A 19,750-nucleotide genomic window follows, 5' to 3' on the forward strand; every position below is an offset into this window, starting at 1 on the left:
TATAAATTTTTTTCAACTAACTGTAATTGTCCAAAATCTCAAATATTTTAAGTCTATTATCTATTAAATCCTTACCAAAAGTACTTGTATTTCACTCAAGACTATATCTGTATTTTTACTTAAATTGTGCAAGCATTAAATAAGAATTCAGTATTTTTTCTGATGCTAGACATTTAGTTGAATTACATAATTAAGGTTTTAGCTAATCTACCTTGTTAAATAGTCGAATAATACATTAAGCTCAAGCTCGATTTTTAGATTGAGCATACAGTTAAACGGTTAAATTATTAAGAAATCAAAAATTCAACTACTTTTCAAGAAAAATAGATTAGTATACATGAGGGATCAAGGATTTACCTCATGTAATGTATAGGCAAAATGAATATCTAAAGCGGTTATTGCTCGACTATTTCTTAGTTCAGACTATAGGTAGATGTAAGAATTACAAGATTATAAGAAATTTGAATATTATCCGCTTAGAGAGTTACATATTAGATAGATTGAGAAATTAAAATCATGTTATCTCCTCTTTCACAAACTACTCCTAAACTAGTCTTGTGCAGCTATGTGAATGCTACTGCTCATATTGAAGTTACTCGCATTACCAATATTCCCAATTGGTACTTTGAGCGAGTTGTTTTTCCTGGACAACGTCTAATTTTTGAGGCTCCAGTAACAGCAAAATTAGAAATTCATACAGGTACAGTTATCTGCTCGATTCTGTCAGAAATTATTGATTGTCGTGAGTTACAGTTAACTACATCTTTTCCTGCTCACTCAGCGTAGCTAGCCAAGCTATTTGAAACATTCTGAAAATTGGATAAAAACAAAAATTTAAGTTTACTTTGCACAAAGAGATCGCCTTGTACTGGATTATGGCGATCTCTTTTTCTTATTTAATTAAAACTAGTTACTAATTGTAGTGTAGATTATTCAAATACAGTTGCTCCAACCAATACATCTGGCCAATTACTATCAGCTTTTTCAATATTTCCTTCTATGTCTTGTAACCATTGTTTTTGTACTTCAGGACTATAGTTGAGATAGAGTTTTCCATCAACTATTTTCCAAGCTTCAGGGTCAGTTGAGACAACATTACCCTCACTTAAAGCTTTAGCACAGTAACCACCGTATTGAGGAGCGTAGGCTTCAGGATCTTCCACAAATAGTGCTAGATTTGCTGCACTGGAAAATCTCCAAGTAGCTCCCTGCCATTCGCTTTCGAATTCGCTTTTTCCTTCTACAACTTCTCCTTTAGTAAAGTACGCCACAGGATCAGTTCCTCGGATAGCGTAGCCACTAGAAGATTCTGTATAAATCATAGGAGCAGATTCAGCAGATTCGGTAGATTCGTCGGCTTCGTCAGATCCCGCACAAGGATTTTCGCTGGCGCAAGGATTGGCTCCTGCACAAGGATTTTCGCTGGCGCAAGGATTGGCTCCTGCACAAGGATTTTCGCTGGCACAGGGATTTTCGCTGGCACAGGGATTAGCTCCCGCACAAGGATAAGCATTAACAATATTAAGGTTGCTGGAAATGCCTGTTAATCCTAAAGAAATGATTGAAGCAGCAGCAACAGTCGCAAGATATTTAAACTTCATAAGCTTTATTGAGAGAAAGATTATTGATAATTGTTCATTTTTTTCCATCTACCCACAAAGTTTAAAAAAAGAAACTTAAATCTTACTTAGAAACAGCTTAATTCTTACCGTATCCACCTCCGCCAGGAGTTTCAATAATGAATATATCTCCTGGTTCCATTTCTACAGTTGCTATACTGCCTAATTCCTTTATGCTTTGATCCTGTTTTTTGAGATAATTTCTGCCAGTTTTGCCTGATGTTCCCACATTTAAACCAAAAGGTTTGACTTGGCGACGATTTGATAAAATTCCTGCAGTCATTTTTTCTAAAAAGCGTATCTTTCTAACCACACCATTACCACCACAGTTACAACCATTTCCCCCACTTGCATTACGAATACTAAACTCTTCTAACAGTACGGGAAAACGCAATTCTAATATTTCAGGGTCGGTAAGTCGAGAGTTGGTCATTTGAGTTTGGATTGCATCTGTACCGTTAAAGTTTTGCCCGGCACCAGAACCGCCACATATAGTTTCGTAATATTGATATTGATCGTTACCAAAAGTGAAATTATTCATTGTTCCCTGAGATGCTGCCATAACTCCTAACGCAGCATACAGACAATCAGTAATGTTTTGCGAAGTCTCTACATTGCCAGCTACCACCGCGGCGGGACATTGGGGGTTGAGCATACATCCTTTAGGGATGATAATTTCTAGGGGTTTGAGACAGCCTGCATTGAGAGGAATATTATCTTGAACTAGGGTGCGGAAGACATATAGAATAGCAGCCTTACATACAGCAGCAGGAGCATTAAAGTTGTTGTCTTGTTGGCTAGAAGTACCTGTAAAATCTATGATTGCTCGCAGTTGTTCATGATTAATAGTTACTTTTACCTGAATTTTTGCTCCGTTGTCCATTTCACAGCTAAATTCACCGTCTTGAAGTGTGGCGATCGCCTTCTTAACTGCGGCTTCAGCGTTATCTTGAACGAATTGCATATACGCTTGTACAGTTTCTAATCCATACTGCTCAACCATTTTGAGTAGTTCCATAACACCGCGGTTATTAGCAGCAATTTGGGCTTGAAAATCGGCAATATTTTGCTCGGGATTCCGGGCAGGATAGATATGGTCAGCCAGTATTTCTCGGATCGCAGCTTCTCGAAAATTCCCTCGCTCAACTAACAGAAAGTTATCGAGTAAAATTCCCTCTTCCTGAATATTGCTACTGAAGGGAGGCATTGATCCAGGAGTAATACCACCGAGATCTGCTTGATGTCCTCGGGAGGCAACATAGAAGATCGGTATTGTCTGATCTTGCTCAGAAAAAACAGGAGTAATTGCTGTTACGTCAGGGAGATGAGTTCCGCCATTGTAGGGATTATTAGACAAATAAACATCACCTGGTTTGATTTTATCTCCTAGATCATTAATTAAACTACTAACACTCGCATCCATAGAACCTAAATGCACTGGGATATGGGGAGCATTAGCTACCAATGAACCGTGAGCATCAAAAATAGCGCATGAAAAGTCTAATCGCTCCTTGATATTTACCGAAGCTGCGGTATTTTGCAGTACAATCCCCATCTGTTCGGCAATAAATTGATAAAGGTTATTAAAAATTTCTAACCGAACAGGATCGGGTCGATTGGATTGAGAATTAGATTGCTGATTTTTAGCATTCATCTTTTTTTAGGATGATCTTATAGCGATCACTCTATTTATAATGATCAAAATTAATCATGATCAAAAAATTTTATTTGGCGATCGCACGAAGCGCGGTGGCAAAGCCAATCGCTCATAGAGCTGACTCAAACCATAATTGATCTTTAGTGGGCGGAAACGCTCGGGTTCCCCGAGCATGTTCCACGACCAGTGTTTCACGGGCAATTCGCCCCTACGAAACTTACTGCGCTTTCCAAATGAGTGATCACATCGATTGAATTTAAAGAAGCTGAGAGCTGAGAGCTAAGAGCTACGAACTAGCTAATCAATAACGTAGTCTATTCAATTGAAAACGACTGTAAATAGAATGACTATCGCAATCTAATCTTTGCCACGATTAAAAATATTCGAAATATTTAAAAATATAGTAGCGATCGCTTTGAAGAAACTGGGTTTTTCTTCGGTGGGAGTAGAAGATACTGCAGATTCTGATGTTTTGTTAGTCGGAGGAGTTGATGTGTCAGCAGATTTGGTTACTACTGGGGATGGCTCACTAACTCTTGGTGCTGGGGGAGGTTCCACTGCGATTGGGGTTTGCTCTTCTGGAGTTCCCACTACCGGACTTTCTATTGCTGGGGAAGTCTGCTCTGTTGTGGTCTCCATCACAGGATTTGAGGTTTCTGTGACCGCAGATTCAGTTGGAGGCGATGATAACGCATGACACTTATTGAGGAATTCCTCTAGTTTTTGACGATCATCCAAAGCAGCTTGACGGGCACTAGCAGCAAATTCAGCGATGTCATTCTTACCTATATAAGAAAGCCATTTTTCTATGTCTTCTCTAACCAGATAATTGGTACCATCTGCAGGAAATTGTTGACATAGTTTTAGTAAATCTTCTGCACTATAGGCTAATTGACCATTAGCAAATTGAAAAGGCTGAGTCATGATGATGTAGTAGTTTTAAGATCAGAAAAAAGTTCAACTTTATCTTGGCACAGGTATATCGATAAAACTTTTACAAAGTTACTCTATTTTGACTTTAGGCAGGTACTTTCATACCTTGTGCTACTGCTGGACGTTGCTGCAAGGTTTCATACCAGCGTTTAAGCTCTGTATGTTGATCTAAAGTCAATTCCATAAATTTATATGCAGCTATCCAGGGATATATAGCAATATCAGCAATAGAATAATCACCGCTAACATACTCAGTTTTGGCTAATTGAGTATTCAAGACATCATAAAGTCTTAGAGTTTCTTTTTGATAGCGCTCAATCGCGTAGGGGATTTTTTCTGGGGCATATTTATAGAAATGATTATATTGTCCAAACATGGGACCGACGCTACCCATCTGGAACATTAACCATTCAATCGTTTGAAAACGCTGCTTGGGTTCGGTTGAGAGCAGCTTTCCAGTTTTTTCCGCTAGATAAATCAAAATTGCTCCTGATTCAAATACGGTAATATCTGCATCACGATCTACAATAGCGGGAATTTTGCTGTTAGGATTGATTGCCACAAAATCAGGGGTAAACTGTTCGCCTTTAGTAATATCTATTTTATGAACTGTGTAGTCTAACCCTAGTTCTTCCAACATGATCGAGGCTTTGCGACCGTTGGGAGTACTAAAAGTATAAAGATCAATCATTTTTTGCTCGCTAATTGCCATCAAGAATAAATTTGTCAAACAAGGGAGGCTCAAATACTTCCCTTATCTCTGTAAACTATTAACTAAGTTTAATGATGTGATCTTAGAATAATTAATAGTTTATTGGTTGAAATGAGCAATACAGTTTGGGAATTAGATTTTTATTCACGTCCAGTTTTAGACGAAGATGGCAAAAAACTTTGGGAAGTTCTGATTTGTGAGAGTCCCAATGATATGGCGAGATCACCTGATAGTTTATTTAGGTATGCTCAATATTGCTCCAGTAAAACAGTTAATTCTCTATGGTTAAGGGAAGCCATCGAAAAAGCGATCGCTGAAGCGGAATCATCACCTAAAAAAATTCGTTTCTTCCGTCGTCAGATGAATAATATGATCGTTAAAGCTTGTGAGGATGTGGGAATTACCCCAGTACCTAGTCGTCGTACTTATGCTCTCAATCAATGGATAGAAAAAAGAATGCAAGATGTCTATCCGCAGGAAGAGGGATTTGACCTCAAAACTGCTAATACGACTTCAGTACAATATCCAGCCCTAAACCCGATTCCCTTACCTGATGCAGTCCGAGGAGATCAAGGGGACAAATGGCTTTTTGTTAGTTTGCCTGCATCTGATTTTGAGGAAATGAAAGAATGGGATATTGCTTTTGAAGAATCCTTTGCTCTTTCGCTTTTAGATATTGCCCCCAATACCATCATTCCTGGTTTAATCATTTACTCTCCCCGTGCTAATCCTCTTGCGGCATGGATGTCTGGATTAGAAATGGGTTTTTTAAGATTTGATGCAGAATTGCGCCCTCAATTACGTTTGGAAACAAGTTTGAGTGATAGTTGGACACTCGTCAATTTAACTAGTAAAGAAACTGTCAAACAGGCACAAGATTTTGAAATAGCTAAACAAACAGCAAACGGAGCACACTTTTTGGCAGTACAATCGTCTCCAGAGTCAGAGTCTTTTGCTGGATTTTGGCTGTTGAAAGAGTGATTTGACGACTAATATAGATTGATTTGGTTGATACCAAGTTTAGTTATCAACCATTAGCTTAATAGCTTTATTCAGATTTAGAGGAGACTAATCGCTTCTCAAGTGAGTTGATACGACGCTGGGCAATCTTATTTTCAGGATCGATTTTGAGGACTTCTTTATAGGTTTCCACAGCTTTAATGATCATCTGCTTTTTCTCATAAACATTTCCCAAATTATTGAGGGCAATCACATATTCAGGATATAGTTTCAGAGCATCCTTATATTGGCGAATCGCAATATCATATTGTTCTTGAGCAAAATAAGCGTAGCCCATAGCATTATGAATTAGAGCTTGATTTTCTGCTTCTAATTCTTTATCTACTTTTAAAGCCTTATTTAAGAGGGTTATCGATTGCACAAAAAGCTTTTTCTCTAGATAGAGACTACCTAATTCATAATATTCTTCAGCAGTACCTTTTTCTTGTTTAAGTTTTTTTTGCAGACGGGAGAAAGTACTTTCTTGCTTTCGCGTTTTGATTACTTCTCGCAAAATATAAATGGCGGCAAAGACTAATATTGCTAGTAAAGCGGAAATATATACAACAGGTAGATTCTCAGTCATATGCGATCGCAGCAGTTTAACTTATGATGATTAACTTAATTTTATAGTCTCTGATGATTGTCCCATATCTAATTATTTAAAATTCTGACTGTTAACAAAATGTTGAAGCATAGGTAATATTTTAATTAGTGCTGCATTTATCTTAAAGCTTAAAGCCTTTAGCCTTTAGCTTTTAGCCTTGGTTTGACTGCTAAAAGCGTAATTGAGTTTAAGACTCCAACCTCTTAGGTCGTCGACAATCAGGTAGAGTTTAAGACTCTATTTGATTGAAGCTAATAGCTAATAGCTAATAGCTAATGCTACGGCGTAGCCGTTTCTTTATTTTTAGCAGCGATCGCCGTAATTTCTCTGCTAGTTAGGGGCATTGGGTTAATCTGTGACCGTTGATGAATTATTTTGACAAAAAGAATTTGTAAATTTAGCCGCAATAAAGTCAATTACAACTCAAAAAGAGCTAAATTTAGAATATCGGCTCCTGAAACCTAACAACCAAATTTGCTGGATTAGAGTGTCAGGAAAATTATTTGACGATAGCTATGGGCAAGGAATTCAGCTGACGGGATTAGTGACAGACATTACTCAAGAAAAACAAAATTCAACAGAACTGCCAAATATTAATCGCGCTCAACCATCAAACGTAGTGCAATCTCTTAAAAAGCTAGAAACTTTACTGAATCTCATTCCTTATTATCTTTTCGTGGTGGATATTCAGACTAAATCGATCATGATTATGAATTTGGGACTAGCTAAAAGTCTGGGTTTAACTAACCCCGAAGCAAGTAAAGGTAAAATGATTACCGAATGTTTTGCACCAGATTATGCCCGCCAGATTCTGAGACTTCACCAGCAAGTTTTGGCTGATCAACAGGTGCTACATCTTCAGGAAGAAGTAACCCTACCTGATGGCATTCATTATTTTGATACCGTTATTACTCCTTTACACAATGATAATGGTGAGATGTACGCCATCTTACATACCTCTAATGAGATTCCTAATTTAGCCGCTACTCAAGAAGCTCTGTCCCAACGTACTCTTCAATTAGAAGCTGCAAATAGAGAGCTAGAATCTTTTTCTTATTCGGTTTCTCATGATTTACAAGCTCCTTTGAGAGTTATTAATGGTTTTAGTCAAGTACTTTGGGATAATTATCAGTTTAGTTTAGATGACCGAGGTAGACACTATCTCCAAAGAATTCAGGCTAACAGTCAAAGGATGAGCAATTTAATTGATGCCCTATTGCAGCTTTCTCGGGTTACTCGAAGCCAAATGCAATCTATTAGCGTTAATTTAAGCGAGATTGCCCAGGATATTATTGAAGAACTAAAGGGAGCCGCTCCTGAGCGTCAGGTGAAGTTTGAAATTGCCTCCAACTTGATCGCCCAAGGAGATCCGCAATTATTAAGGATTGTGTTAAGTAATTTGCTTGATAATGCCTGGAAATATACTTCTAAGCGATCGCAAGCAAAAATTGAATTTAATGTTTTATCTGACGATAAATCTCAATCTACTTACTATGTCAGGGACAATGGAGCCGGATTCGATCTTGAATATGCTGGCAAACTTTTTACTGCTTTTAAAAGACTCCACAGTCAACAAGATTTTCCCGGTACTGGAATCGGGTTAGCAACAGTTCAGCGTATTATCTATCGTCATGGTGGTAAAGTGTGGGCAGAAGGCGAATGCGATCGCGGTGCCACAATTTATTTTTCTCTTTAACAAAAGCTGAAAGCTTAGAGCTTAGAGCTGAAAGCTATAAAAAAGTTTTATAGTAAGTAATTATGACGTTAGTACTTCTGTAAGAGTGCTGACAAAATTAGGATAAGAAATTGAAGCAGCTTCCGCACGGTGAATTGTGGTTTTCCCCTGAGCATTCAAGGCAGCGATCGCCAAACTCATGGCAATGCGATGATCGGTAAAACTATCGACTTCTGCTCCCTTAAGGTCGTTACCACCAGTAATTTCCAACCCATCTGGTAATTCCTTAATATTGGCTCCCATTTTGCCCAATTCCGTCGCCATTACTGCCAAGCGATCGCTCTCTTTAACTCTTAATTCTGCCGCGTCTTTAATCACTGTTGTACCTTTAGCAAAAGCTGCTGCCACAGCTAGAATGGGAATTTCATCAATTAGACGAGGAATCAAATCTCCGGCAATTTCACAGCCTTGGAGTTGACTAGATTTAACACGTAAGTCGGCTACAGGTTCTCCTGCTACCATTCGCTCATTTTCTCTGGAGATATCAGCTTCCATCATCTCCAACGCTTCTAAAACTCCAGTACGGGTAGGATTAACTCCCACATTATTAATTAGTAGATTTGATCCTGGTAAGATCGCGCCAGCTACCAACCAGAATGCTGCGGAGCTAATATCCCCAGGCACAATTACTTTTTGTCCCTGTAGTCTTGGTTTGCCAATTAAAGTCACGCTGTTACTATCAGAGTCAATTTCTAAAGTTGCCCCAAAAGCCTGAAGCATTCTTTCACTGTGATCTCGAGATAAAGCAGGTTCCGTAACAGTAGTTTTGCCATCTACCATTAATCCAGCTAATAAGACACAAGATTTAACTTGAGCCGAAGCGATCGGGGAATGATAGTGAGTGGGTTGTAATTGTTGCCCCTTTACTGCCAGAGGAGCAAGAGAATTATCTTGGCGACCCCAAATGGTCGCTCCCATTTGTTCTAAGGGTTTTACTACCCGCGACATAGGGCGCGATCGCAAGGAATGATCCCCTGTTACCATAAACAGACGATCAGGATGAGATGCCAGTAAGCCTAGCATTAAGCGTATAGTTGTACCTGAATTTCCAGCATCCAAGATATCCTGAGGCTCTTGCAAATTTCCTAAGCCGACTCCTTGAACTACCACCTGTTGGGAATTTAATTCAGATATTTCAGCTCCCATTGACCGAAAACAGGCTGCTGTACTTCGGGGATCTTCTCCTAACAATAAGCCTTCAATTACCGTTTCTCCTGTTGCGATCGCTCCCAGCATCAAAGCACGATGGGAAATCGATTTATCTCCTGGGATAGTAATACTTCCCTTAACTGTGATCCCTGAAGCAGTGGGATTAATTAGTAATTTTTGAGAATGTTCGGTGTCTTGAGTGCTTACAATCGAGGAAGACATAAAAGTGTAGCAGCAATAATTTTCGTAGCCAATCTTACCAGAGTTTACCACTTGTAATCTCAGGGCAAGCACAAAACAATGGCGTTACGTTCAGGACGGCTTAGAAAACCTTCTTGTTCTAATTGATTAATTAATTTAGTGACAGTAACTCTGGTTGAGCCGATGATTTCTGCTAAATCTTGATGAGTAATACGCAAATCAATCAACTGACCAATCTCCATTTTGGTGCCAAATTTATTAGCTAGCCAAATCAATGTTTGGCGCAAACGTTGATACATTTTTTCAGAACGTACAATAAAGAGTAATTCTTCAGTTTGTTGAATATGATGATGAATAGAATCTGTTAAGTTATGAGATTGACTGACATGAATTCGTAGCGCTTTGACCTTGGTTACACACCTTATTTGATAGGGATACACTAATGATAGTGGCTGACCTACCAAATCACCAGCACCCCAATAACCTAAAGAAATCGGGTTTCCTTCTTGTGTCCAAGTACAAGTTTTAACAACACCCTGTTGTAATAACCAATAAAAATCAGCATCCAAAGGAATTAATTCACTAGGAGCAAAAATTTTATGTTCAATAATTTCTGGTGAACTTTGTTCCATCAGAGTATCAGATTGTCTTCCTGATTACGTTTCCAAATAGTAAACTAAATTAAGCGTAAAATCAATTATTTATTTGATTTTGTTTCTGTTCTCAAGAAGCTATAAATTGTTTGACTTTCCAAAGTATTACATAGTATATTGTGAATTTCATTAAGATCATGATTTTGACGATCTAATTTGATTTGGAGACCAGTCATCGGATCGTCTCCAGAAGCAATCAAAAATTCTAAGCGATTAAGATCTTGCCAGCCAGCTAAAGTATCTAAAATTTTGACTACTCCTGCTAAATTGGGATGATTGCAGTTTTTAAACCAATCGGGACTAGCTAGCTTTGGCTGATCGAAACCAAGATGAAAAATTAGAGATGAATTACTAAACAGAGCAATGGCGATTGGTCGAGCTTCTTCTTGTAACAGAAAGTTATATCCTTGGGCAATATGACGAATTTTATCGAGTTTTTCGTATTGAGCTGCAAGAGACATAGTTCCTTGTTCCCAAGCAACTGCCACTGTAATTAAATAAGTCTGCAAAAGTAAATGACCAAGTTTTTGCGCCTTGGTGGCTAAATATGCTGAGTTATAGTCCGTCGCTTCAATTAATAGAGGTAAACGATCCACAATTTCTAAACCATAACCTTTTAAACCGGCTATTTTTCGCGGATTATTAGTAATCAGACGAATTTGTTTAATGCCTAAATCATTAAGAATTTGCGCCCCCATGCCATAATCTCGCAGATCTGCGGGGAATCCTAGTCTTTCATTCGCTTCTACAGTGTCTAAACCCATATCCTGTAGCGTGTAAGCCTTGAGTTTATTGACTAAGCCAATACCTCTACCTTCTTGGCGTAAATAAACCACAACCCCTAATTCATGAGCCTCAATCATTTTCAGAGCAGCTTGGAGTTGCATCCGGCAGTCACAGCGCATTGATCCCAGGGCATCTCCAGTTAGACATTCTGAGTGCATTCTCACCATAGCTGGTTGAGCAGCAAGTTCGGCTAAACCACCTTTAACAATTGCTAGGTGTTCTGTATTGTCTAAAGTGTTGCGATAAGCGTAAATTTGGAAATCGCCGAATTGACTAGGAAATTGACAAACTGTTTCTCGATAGACAAAGCGATCGTGTTGAAGGCGATAGCTGATTAAGTCAGCAATACTAATTAGCTTGAGATTATGTTCTTGGGCGTATTTAATTAGCTGAGGCAGACGTGCCATTGAGCCATCAAGATTCTGAATTTCACAAATTACTCCGGCAGGATAAAGCCCAGCCAATCTGGCTAAATCTACTGCGGCTTCAGTGTGCCCGGCTCTTTTTAAAACACCACCAACTCTGGCTCTTAAAGGAAAAATATGCCCTGGGCGAAGCAAATCCTCAGGGATTGTAGCCGGATTAATTGCTACCTGAATTGTGCGTGCACGATCTTCGGCGGAAATTCCTGTACTTACACCCAATTTAAGAGAAGCATCAATGCTAACCGTAAAGGCAGTTTGGTTGCTGTCAGTATTTTTGCTGACCATTAGAGGCAAATCTAGAGCGTCCAGGCGCTCGCCTGTCATGGCTAAACAGATCAAACCCCTCGCCTCTACCGCCATAAAGTTAATCATACTGGGGGTAGCAAACTGAGCCGCACAGATCAAATCCCCTTCGTTTTCTCGGTTTTCATCATCTACTACAACTACAGAACGACCAGCTTTTATATCTGCTAAAGCTGAATCTATCGAGTCAAAAATAATAGAATTACTTTGAGGCGTTTCCACTACAAAAATCTAAATTAGAGTAAAGTACTTGAAGGTGACTTGAGACACCTAATAACTGTAAAATAACTTTAAGTACCTCGATAATTGTAACGTTTTTCGTCCTCAATATGAGTTAAATATCAGGAGCAATTTAGTTAGTAGTCAGTTAATAGTTTCGTTGCGAGGAGTAACTAATAAGTTACTGGATTTAACCCCAGACACTAACAAATAGCCAGAAAGACCCAGAGCCATAATTGTGATTAGTCCACTAGCAAACAACCACTTGCGCATCATCTGCATTTGCCGATCTATATCTCGAAATGAATCTTTAATGGGATTGACTACCGACATCAGTTCATGACGATTTTTTGATTCATATTCTTCAAGAGAAGGGCGCATTTCGTCTCGTTGAACCGCCCATTCTTGTAATGCAGCTCTTTGACGCGACCAATCATCTAACGCACTAGATAATTTACTATCTAAATCTTGTTTTAAAAGACTAATTTGCTGATTGAATTGCGCGCTCAAATTACGATTTATATGATTAAATTGATTATCGACATTAATTAGTTCTTGACGAATTGATTCCCAACTAGACTGATTTTTAACATCTAGTTCATTAATTCTAGCTGTTTGGGTAATGTGCAGTTTATTCTCGATTTCATCTAAACGCTTTTCATATTTTTGCTCTAATTGCTCTAGACGATCTACATTTTCGAGGGAATCTTTATATTCTTCGATTTGTTTTTGGAATTTGTGTCGGTAGGTCTCCACTAATTCTTCTAACCGAAATTGCAGACTTACTAATAAGGCTTGATCTTTTTCTGATTCTAGTAAGTTGACATTATTATTTACGGAGCGTATTTTCTGGACTAATTCTTCTGCAGTAGTATTTTTGAGGAGATATCCTTTTGCTCCTGCCCGTAAAGATTTACCCAAATAAGTATCATCATCATGACCGCTTAAAAAAATCACTTTTACTTTGGGAAAACGCTGAGTGATTATTTTGGTAGCATTTAAGCCATCCATTTTGGGCATATCTATATCCATCAACACAATATCAGGCTGTAATTTCTCTACTTGTTCAATAGCTTCCTGACCGTTATGAGCAACCCCTGCTACCTGTAGATCTTCTTCTACATCCAGCCAAGTTTTTAGAACTTCACATAAAAGAGCCTGATCATCTACCAATAAAATGTTAATCATGTCAATACTCCTATGATTGCTAAATTAACTTAATAACTATATGCTGCTAAAACACAATTTATATTTCTGATTATCTTAATTGATTATTCAGCTAAAAAGACATCGTGTACCAAGTCTTCAAGTGATTGTAAAGAAGCGTCTGGCAAGATGTAAATAAGTTACTAAATGTAGTTACTTGACTTAGCCAGCAGATTTATTTATTGATTATAGATGAGCAACACAACTACAATTACGGCATTATTTTATTGATTTTATGCAAACAATCTTGTTGACAGTAGAACCGAGTCTATCTGAGATTTCTATCAAAGGGAATCTGGAGCAATTTCTGATAGTTTTATCCGTATCTTTGAGTGTTGCGACAGTGTCGCGAATTTTTAGTTGGTTTAGGCAAATTCCTTACACCTTGCTATTGGTAATTGTGGGATTAGGATTGGCTTTTGTGGATATTCGTTTGGTTAATCTATCTCCAGAGTTAATTCTAGAAATTTTTCTGCCTCCTTTATTATTTGAAGCAGCATGGAATATTCGTTGGCGTAGTCTCAAGGATAGTCTACTACCTGTTAGTCTGTTCGCCATTATCGGTGTAGTGATTTCTGTGGTGGGGATAGCATTCCCCTTGAGTCATTTTACAGATTTATCTTTGGCAACAGCTCTATTGGTCGGTGCGAGTTTATCGGCAACTGATCCTGTCTCGGTGGTAGCATTGTTTCGGGAATTAGGAGCAAGTAAACGTCTAACTATCGTTATGGAAGGCGAAAGTCTGTTTAATGATGGGGTAGCGGTAGTGGCATTTCTGCTGTTGGTTGATATTGCTATCGGGGGAGGCGATTTTGCTATCTCAAGCATCGTAATTCGTTTTCTTACCTTTGTGGGGATCGGATTAGGAATTGGCAGTATTATTGGTTTTGGTATTTCTTATCTAACCCAAAGATTTGATTTGCCCTTAGTAGAGCAGTCATTAACCTTAGTTTCAGCTTATGGAACTTATTTGATTACTGAAGAATTAGGCGGGTCTGGGGTAATTGGTGTCGTCACCGTCGGTATTATCTTGGGCAACTTTGGTTCTCGAATTGGTATGAACCCCCGTACTCGATTGCTAGTATCGGAATTTTGGGATTTTCTAGCATTTTTTGTTAATTCCATTGTATTTTTACTGATTGGAGATCAAATTAATTTTGCTAGCCTCCAAAAAAATATCGATTTGATCATTGTGGCGATCGCCACTGTTTTAGTTACCAGAGCAATTGTCATCTTTGGCTTGGGTAATCTGAGTAATTTGTTGAGCAAAACCCAACTTAATCTTCGAGAGCAAACTGTACTTTGGTGGGGTGGTCTGAGAGGATCTGTATCAATCGCTATTGCCCTAAGTGTTCCGATCATCTTTACAGGGAGACAAGAAATTATTAATACGGTTTTTGGTGTAGTTTTATTTACTCTTTTGGTACAAGGATTGACAACTAAGTGGTTGTTGAAATCATTAGATTTAATTGGCGATCAGCCTTTACGTCAGGAATACTCTGAACTGCTCGCTCGGAAAGTAGCTTTGGGACGGGTGATTAATTACTTAAATAATAATGAATTGGCTTCTGAGATCGATCCCGAGTACTATCGCTACCAGCAGGGATTGGTTAAAGGAGAATTACAAGGCATAGAAGATAAAATTGACACCTTACAGCGAGAACACGAAAACTTGCGATCGCTTACCATGGAACAGTTGCAAGAACAGCTTTTGGATATAGAAGCCGACACCTACGCCGAGTTTATTCGTGCTGGTAAGTTGAATGAAAATCTCTCTCCTGTTTTACAAGAAATAATGGCTAAAGCTGGAGATACTTAATTTCTGAACCTAGAAGTAATCAATCATTAAATTAATTCTCAAAAGACGTTCCTGTTGAGCGTTTTTTTTTGCACAATTTGGCTAAAATCTAAAATAAATGTCGGATTATTGTCGGAAAATTGTGAGAACTCAGTATGACATCAGCTAAAAATGTTTTGGGTCAAGAACTCAAGGTTTGTTGTAAGTCTCCCATGACAGGATTTTACCGCAATGGACGATGTGAAACAGGTCCTCAGGATCAGGGAGTACATATCGTCTGCGCGGAAGTAACTGCTAAGTTTTTAGCCTTTAGTAAAGAACGAGGCAACGATCTCAGTACTCCCATACCGATGTACAATTTCCCTGGACTCAAGCCAGGAGACTGCTGGTGTCTTTGTGCCTCGCGCTGGAAAGAAGCTTTGGAAGCTGGTTTTGCTCCCCCAATTAATCTAGAAGCAACTCACGAAGCGATGTTGGATTATTTCCCTTTAGAAGTTCTCAAAGAACATTCGCTGGACTTGAAATCAAGTTTCTAGTAAAGGCACGATATATTTATCACTAAGTCCAGAGTAGTGGATAAGCAGTCAAGTGATATTAAATCCGTTTCCTATAGGTTACTTAAAAAATTAAGTAATGAGTAATGAGTTGAAACAACATTTGGTAAAAAAACTAAAGAGATTGGATTGAGTCATTTCTCTCATTAATGATTCAATCCAATCTAAGCTAAAGATCAGCTACATGCGTGCCAACACAGATATTTTAGAAAGCGTTTCTGGCTTCAAACCCTGTATATCTTCGAGACGAAGCCATCCTTCTTTGACTAATCTAGCAAAATCAAACACAATGGTAGACTGATTATATTCGTACTTACCATCTATTTCATGCCTTTTGGTACTTAATAAATCATGTAGATACCATAGATCCTCTAGCTCTGTAAGAGAACTAGCGCGATCGCGGATATTAGCGATTAAGGCAGAGGTTTCTCGTTGATGAGCTGTTTGCAATGCTTGTTGGGCAATTTGTTTCTCAGTTTCCGACCATTGTTTCTCACTATCTTGTAACATCAAATATCGACTTTAAATTTAATACATATATTCAAGAAATCTGTCACGGATTACTAAATTGTATTCATCACAAGAGCCCAAACTAAGTTTAGGCAACACAAATCTAGATAAATAAATAGTTAAATAGTCTGCTGTGACAGTTAGCTTATTCTGTTTTGAGAGATAGCATTTTATTTGATTAGCTCTATAAATAACTTCTCTAAATAAACTAAACTATCCCTCATTTTAATTGGTAGTTTACTCGTGTGTGTGTTATACTGCAAACTACAATTACGAAACTAGGTTGGCTGGAACCAACTAGATTAACTTTTGCTAGATCGTTATTTAACCAGCTAAGTTTAGTAGCTCCTTGGGAGATGCCAAAAGATCGATCGCTACAAAGAAAATCTTATTCTCTGCATTAAGTAAAAATCTCCAAGACATATTCATCCCTACACCAGCACCAAACCAGGGAGTTTGTACTTTTCCGGTTACTTTGATCTGAGTGTAACCTTCATCAGCAGATTCAGAAACACCACGCTCTGGAGCTAATTTAAGATTGGGACATTCTTCTTTAAAGAATTTTAAAACTGCATCTTTACCGACAATTGGTCTTTTAAAAGGAGGTTGGAGCGCACCATCATCTGTAAACAGTTTGATTAGCTCGTCAAAGTCATTAGCGTTCAATAAGTTCATGTAGTTTAATACAGTCTGATTGGTAACGCCTTCAATGCTGACCTTGGTTCTTTTTGACATTTCTGTGGGAGGAGCGACAGGTTCGCTAACTTTGGTAAAGCTTCCCATTTTAGAAGTGTCAAATCCCATATCGACCACAGTATTACGTAATACTGTGATTTGTTGACCCGAATCTAATCCTTGAAGCGATGATAAAACAGCAGAAGCATTAGCTGAAAGCTTATATCCTTCGGGAATAGGAGCAACTATCCCCTGCTCCATCCATTCTCCTAATCGGTACCAAAAACCAAGCTTAATATTAGGACTCCAAGTGGCATAGGTGCGACAAATGGGAGTGTCTGCATGGTTAGCTAAATCGCACATTACCTGAGACTGTTCTTGAAAACCCATGGCCTTGATTTCATCCAGGGTAGGCTCGGCAAATTGCATATTTGCTGCTCCTGGAGCTGCAACAGTAATAGTTTTACCCATCTCCAAGTAGGCAAACCAAATCCAAGCCAGTTGATCTTCAGCACTAAGCTGATTGAATCTGGCTGTTAATGCAGGTACTGCATCAGCAGATAAAGTATTTGATGAGAATATGTTACGTGCTGAATCGATAGTGAATGGCACAGAGGTACCTCCGTTTAATTTGTTTGCAATCGAAAACGTTTTCTATGAGAAACGTTAATTATATTATAAACATATGTTGAGCAATATTAACTTTTGTTTGTTAATATTGCTTTTTTTGAATTGTTTAGGTCTTGATATTTATAAGACTAATGGTTGATGTGTCAATATTTATCTATCCTTAGATTTAGATCGGAAAGTAGGTCGCACTCTCTCATATCTTGAGCAAAAAGCTCAGGCTCTTGGTTTTGACCTTGTTCCCCATTCTGCACCTAGCGAATGTGTTTTTTAAGAGATATTGCTGCAAGTATGAAATTCATATAGCAGAGTTCTGATTGTCTTTTACGGTTCACAAAATATCTGTCGGGGATTGAGATTCAATAGGGAGGGTGAAGTGAAACTGACTTCCTTTATTTTTGCCTTCGCTATAAGCCCAAATTTGTCCACCCATACCTTGGATGATTTTGCGACAAATTACCAAGCCTAAACCTACTCCACTGACTGTGCGACGTAGATAACTTTCCGATTGAGAAAAGCGATCAAAAATAATTTCTAGCTCACTCTGATCAATACCGCATCCCGTATCGGTAATAATGATTTCTAACTCCTGACGAGTCTCAGGCGGAACTATAGTATATTTTGCATCCTTAATTCGAGCAGTAATCACAATCTCCCCATAACTAGGAGTAAATTTACAAGCATTATCTAAGAGCTTTGTAAAAACTTCAACTAACCCATCAATATCAGCCATAATTGAAGGTAAATGATGGGGTAATTCGACTCGAATCTCTGGTATTGTTTTTACCTGAGAATTTTTTTGAATGTTACGGAGAGCCAAATTTAAAGCATAGTCAATCGTGAGTGATTCAATATTGCGTATATTGCGGTAAGCTTTCCCTGCTTCTAATCGAGAAAGTGTGAGAAAATTCTGAATCAGCTGTCCCAATCGCTCCGTATCTCCTAAAGCGGTATCCAGCATCGTATTCTTAAATTCCATCGGCATATCTGGCTCAGTTGCCAAACTTTCTAGACAAATACGAATCGTTGATAAAGGGGTTCTAAGCTCGTGTCCCACGATCGCAATTAAATTACTCTGAATACGCTCAACTGCTTCTAATTGAGTATTTAATTCAACTAAATTAGTATAGGCACTGGCTTGGGTTAATGCTGCTCCTGCACTTACGGTCACAGCTTCAACTAAAGAAATATCTTCTGCTTTCCATTGAAAGTTACGATCGCCTCCATAATGAAGCTCCAGCATACCTAATAACTGCCCTTGATAACGAATAGAAACCATTAACCAAGAGTGTATTCCTGCCCGAACAATTTTATCTTTGATAACTGGATTTTCATTCAGATAGGGATTGTTACTGACATCTTCAATTGCCAGAGTAGACTTTTGCGCTTGCGCAGCTATAAATAAAGGATTTGTGGCTATTGACCATTGCTGACCAACCAAAGATTTCATAGACAAAGGTTTATATTCGTATTCTATTTGAACCTCTGTATCATTAGGGTCGAGACGATATAGTAGACAGCGACAGTCAGGAAATAGCTGACCCAATTCCTTGACAGTGGTTTTGAGAATTTCTTGGGGATTAAAAGAACTGCGCTGGGCTGCGGCTATTCTATTAATTAAGTACTCTTTGCGTTCGGCTGTAGCGATCGATTTATAAGCTTTGAGTAATTTGTACTGACCAGCTTGGAGGTATGTTACTAAACGCTGAGAAAAGATTCCTAAATCGATAGAATGAGAACGAGTGGCTCGCAACGATTTATTATCTAATTCGTGACCTAATTTAAATAAATGTCTCGCTTGCAGAGTTTTATCCTTCAATTCAGGGCGATAATTAGCAATCATCCCTAATAACCAGTCGGCAGCCGTATAAGCAATATCGCGGTCAAAACTCCAAACACCCTCAAATCTTTCCCCCTGTTCTACTACAGAAGACGCATTTCTTAAATCTGTTATCGAGAGCCTATCTCTTACCGCCAAGCAAGCTGAATACTGCTGACCAATAATGACTAAATACCTTTCTCCCGCTAAAGTATCTGTCGGTTGGAGGGGAATAGTTTCATATCCAGAATTAGCTACAGCAAAGCTGGATTCTGGATTAGGGACTCCTAATATATAAACATGATCACTTTTTTGTGCCATGCGCTGAAAACGCCCTGCTTGCTGATTAAAAAACTTTTCTTGCTGAAAGTTGGCAATTACCAAATACTTCTCGTTATCAGCCAAAACTAAATCTTGCATTGCACGAGTTAAGGCAGTCAACGATGATTTGAAGTATATTTGGCAACGAAGATTGGGATGTTCTGTTACCAAGTCCCCAAGTAGAGAATTAGTCAGATACATCTTGTTCCTCACAATAATTTACTAGCAATAATCTTTTGTTT

At 38.5% G+C, this 19,750-nt stretch carries 18 protein-coding genes; 5 read left to right on the forward strand and 13 right to left on the reverse strand.

Features of this window, described 5'->3' with window-relative positions; translation table 11 throughout:
- Window positions 1–516 precede the first annotated feature (516 nt).
- Window positions 517–786, forward strand: a complete 270-nt coding sequence (locus tag PLEUR7319_RS0125780) for a DUF1830 domain-containing protein (protein ID WP_019508118.1) — start codon at window positions 517–519, stop codon at window positions 784–786.
- A gap of 143 nt (window positions 787–929) precedes the next feature.
- Here PLEUR7319_RS0125780 and PLEUR7319_RS43680 read toward each other — a convergent pair whose 3' ends face one another.
- The 4 genes from PLEUR7319_RS43680 to PLEUR7319_RS0125800 form a co-directional block, all read right to left on the reverse strand.
- Window positions 930–1,601 (reverse strand): YHS domain-containing (seleno)protein, encoded by a 672-nt coding sequence (locus PLEUR7319_RS43680; RefSeq protein ID WP_019508119.1) that lies wholly within the window; start codon window positions 1,599–1,601, stop codon window positions 930–932.
- 97 nt (window positions 1,602–1,698) lie between these two features.
- Entirely contained in the window at window positions 1,699–3,273 is a 1,575-nt protein-coding gene (locus PLEUR7319_RS0125790) for a hydantoinase B/oxoprolinase family protein (protein WP_019508120.1), read from the reverse strand.
- A 360-nt stretch (window positions 3,274–3,633) separates the two neighbouring features.
- Window positions 3,634–4,200, reverse strand: a complete 567-nt coding sequence (locus PLEUR7319_RS38550; protein ID WP_019508121.1) for a hypothetical protein — start codon at window positions 4,198–4,200, stop codon at window positions 3,634–3,636.
- 94 nt (window positions 4,201–4,294) lie between these two features.
- Complete coding sequence (locus PLEUR7319_RS0125800) at window positions 4,295–4,900, reverse strand: glutathione S-transferase N-terminal domain-containing protein (RefSeq protein ID WP_026102780.1); 606 nt, start codon at window positions 4,898–4,900, stop codon at window positions 4,295–4,297.
- A 132-nt stretch (window positions 4,901–5,032) separates the two neighbouring features.
- Here PLEUR7319_RS0125800 and PLEUR7319_RS0125805 point away from each other — a divergent pair, with 132 nt between their 5' ends.
- Window positions 5,033–5,902 (forward strand): Tab2/Atab2 family RNA-binding protein, encoded by an 870-nt coding sequence (locus PLEUR7319_RS0125805; protein WP_019508123.1) that lies wholly within the window; start codon window positions 5,033–5,035, stop codon window positions 5,900–5,902.
- 67 nt (window positions 5,903–5,969) lie between these two features.
- On the opposite strand, the gene PLEUR7319_RS0125810 is transcribed toward PLEUR7319_RS0125805, so the two are convergent.
- Window positions 5,970–6,506 (reverse strand): tetratricopeptide repeat protein, encoded by a 537-nt coding sequence (locus PLEUR7319_RS0125810; RefSeq protein ID WP_019508124.1) that lies wholly within the window; start codon window positions 6,504–6,506, stop codon window positions 5,970–5,972.
- Between the two features lie 299 nt (window positions 6,507–6,805).
- Complete coding sequence (locus PLEUR7319_RS41470) at window positions 6,806–6,943, reverse strand: hypothetical protein (protein ID WP_158441878.1); 138 nt, start codon at window positions 6,941–6,943, stop codon at window positions 6,806–6,808.
- Between the two features lie 71 nt (window positions 6,944–7,014).
- On the opposite strand from PLEUR7319_RS41470, the gene PLEUR7319_RS36725 reads away from it, so the two are divergent.
- Window positions 7,015–8,223: an ATP-binding protein gene (locus PLEUR7319_RS36725; protein ID WP_019508125.1), complete on the forward strand. Its 1,209-nt coding sequence runs from the start codon at window positions 7,015–7,017 to the stop codon at window positions 8,221–8,223.
- 60 nt (window positions 8,224–8,283) lie between these two features.
- On the opposite strand, the gene aroA is transcribed toward PLEUR7319_RS36725, so the two are convergent.
- The 4 genes from aroA to PLEUR7319_RS38555 all read right to left on the reverse strand — a co-directional run bounded on the left by aroA (window position 8,284) and on the right by PLEUR7319_RS38555 (window position 13,186).
- Complete coding sequence (aroA, locus tag PLEUR7319_RS0125820; RefSeq protein ID WP_019508126.1) at window positions 8,284–9,633, reverse strand: 3-phosphoshikimate 1-carboxyvinyltransferase; 1,350 nt, start codon at window positions 9,631–9,633, stop codon at window positions 8,284–8,286.
- Window positions 9,634–9,692: 59 nt separating this feature from the next.
- The gene (locus tag PLEUR7319_RS0125825; protein ID WP_019508127.1) at window positions 9,693–10,244 is read right to left on the reverse strand and encodes a Crp/Fnr family transcriptional regulator; all 552 of its coding nucleotides are present in this window, start codon (window positions 10,242–10,244) and stop codon (window positions 9,693–9,695) included.
- Between the two features lie 65 nt (window positions 10,245–10,309).
- Complete coding sequence (ribBA, locus tag PLEUR7319_RS0125830) at window positions 10,310–12,001, reverse strand: bifunctional 3,4-dihydroxy-2-butanone-4-phosphate synthase/GTP cyclohydrolase II (RefSeq protein ID WP_019508128.1); 1,692 nt, start codon at window positions 11,999–12,001, stop codon at window positions 10,310–10,312.
- Between the two features lie 141 nt (window positions 12,002–12,142).
- Window positions 12,143–13,186, reverse strand: a complete 1,044-nt coding sequence (locus PLEUR7319_RS38555) for a response regulator transcription factor (RefSeq protein ID WP_019508129.1) — start codon at window positions 13,184–13,186, stop codon at window positions 12,143–12,145.
- Window positions 13,187–13,439: 253 nt separating this feature from the next.
- Here PLEUR7319_RS38555 and PLEUR7319_RS0125840 point away from each other — a divergent pair, with 253 nt between their 5' ends.
- Window positions 13,440–15,023, forward strand: a complete 1,584-nt coding sequence (locus PLEUR7319_RS0125840; RefSeq protein WP_019508130.1) for a sodium:proton antiporter — start codon at window positions 13,440–13,442, stop codon at window positions 15,021–15,023.
- A gap of 134 nt (window positions 15,024–15,157) precedes the next feature.
- On the forward strand, window positions 15,158–15,538 hold the full coding sequence (locus PLEUR7319_RS0125845) for a DUF2237 family protein (protein ID WP_019508131.1): 381 nt from the start codon (window positions 15,158–15,160) through the stop codon (window positions 15,536–15,538).
- A 198-nt stretch (window positions 15,539–15,736) separates the two neighbouring features.
- Here PLEUR7319_RS0125845 and PLEUR7319_RS0125850 read toward each other — a convergent pair whose 3' ends face one another.
- The 3 genes from PLEUR7319_RS0125850 to PLEUR7319_RS0125860 all read right to left on the reverse strand — a co-directional run bounded on the left by PLEUR7319_RS0125850 (window position 15,737) and on the right by PLEUR7319_RS0125860 (window position 19,709).
- Complete coding sequence (locus PLEUR7319_RS0125850) at window positions 15,737–16,066, reverse strand: hypothetical protein (protein ID WP_019508132.1); 330 nt, start codon at window positions 16,064–16,066, stop codon at window positions 15,737–15,739.
- Between the two features lie 324 nt (window positions 16,067–16,390).
- Window positions 16,391–17,353: an orange carotenoid-binding protein gene (locus PLEUR7319_RS0125855; RefSeq protein WP_019508133.1), complete on the reverse strand. Its 963-nt coding sequence runs from the start codon at window positions 17,351–17,353 to the stop codon at window positions 16,391–16,393.
- Between the two features lie 346 nt (window positions 17,354–17,699).
- A complete protein-coding gene (locus PLEUR7319_RS0125860) occupies window positions 17,700–19,709 on the reverse strand; it encodes a DICT sensory domain-containing protein (RefSeq protein WP_019508134.1) in 2,010 nt (669 codons plus the stop codon).
- Between the last annotated feature and the right edge of the window lie 41 nt (window positions 19,710–19,750).

The organism is Pleurocapsa sp. PCC 7319, assembly GCF_000332195.1.
Lineage (GTDB): Bacteria > Cyanobacteriota > Cyanobacteriia > Cyanobacteriales > Xenococcaceae > Waterburya.